Source organism: Vibrio sp. Y176 (genome assembly GCF_033438945.1).
This window is the reverse complement of the sequence record NZ_JAWOQS010000454.1, coordinates 1-739: the sequence shown is the minus strand read 5'-3', so window position 1 is coordinate 739 and position 739 is coordinate 1. Positions and strand designations below refer to the sequence as shown.

Sequence of the window (739 nt, the reverse complement as noted above, 5' to 3'; positions counted from 1 at the left end):
TTGACGGTTTTATCTTCAAAAAACGGCATTAAGTTTGGGTAGTCGAAACCTAGCAGCAATACGATGGAACGACCTTTGATGTCTTGCATGGTATTGAATTTAAAAGGCGCATCACTGCTGGATACCAACACGTGTTTTACAGTGTAAATAGGCTCTTTAGATAGGTTTTCTGATTGAACTCGGCCCCAATCAGGGCTGCCGTATGTCAGCCAGTTTTCTTCCCCACCCGCTTCTAACACTGAAATCATGCGCTTAAACGGATAGGTGTGAAAATTCACCTTATAATCTGAGTTGGCAAAAATCGCGTTCACAATATCCGTCACGATCCCGGCGTGTTGTTGTCCTTGTTGTTCGATTTGAAATGGCCTTGCTTGGTCGGCGATAACGTAATAATTCACCTCTTCAGCGGCGGTCGCTGCACTGACTGCCATACAACTAAAAGCCAATACACGTAGAAGTCCTTTCATCCTATCCTCGATTATTATTTGCTCACGACTATATTTAGAGTAGCGCAAGATTATCGGAGTGATTTCATATGGATGTAAAAGAGCGAACTCAACGCCGGTTTAGTATCGGTAACCAGCTTATGCTGGCGGTTTTAACGTTGAGTTTGATCTTTACGTTAGTCATTTCTGCCATCAGTTTATATCGTGATTTTCAAGAAGAGTTGTCCCATCTCGACACCGACTTAAAACAAGTGGAGTCGAGCTACCTCTCCAGCTTTTCAGCCAGTTTGTGG

The 739-nt window shown here is 43.4% G+C and carries 2 pseudogenes; one reads left to right on the top strand and one right to left on the bottom strand.

Features of this window, described 5'->3' with window-relative positions:
- Positions 1–467 (bottom strand): annotated as a pseudogene (locus R7O13_RS26650) (transporter substrate-binding domain-containing protein); the annotation flags it as partial.
- A 68-nt stretch (positions 468–535) separates the two neighbouring features.
- On the opposite strand from R7O13_RS26650, the pseudogene R7O13_RS26645 reads away from it, so the two are divergent.
- Positions 536–739: pseudogene (locus R7O13_RS26645) on the top strand (hybrid sensor histidine kinase/response regulator); the annotation flags it as partial.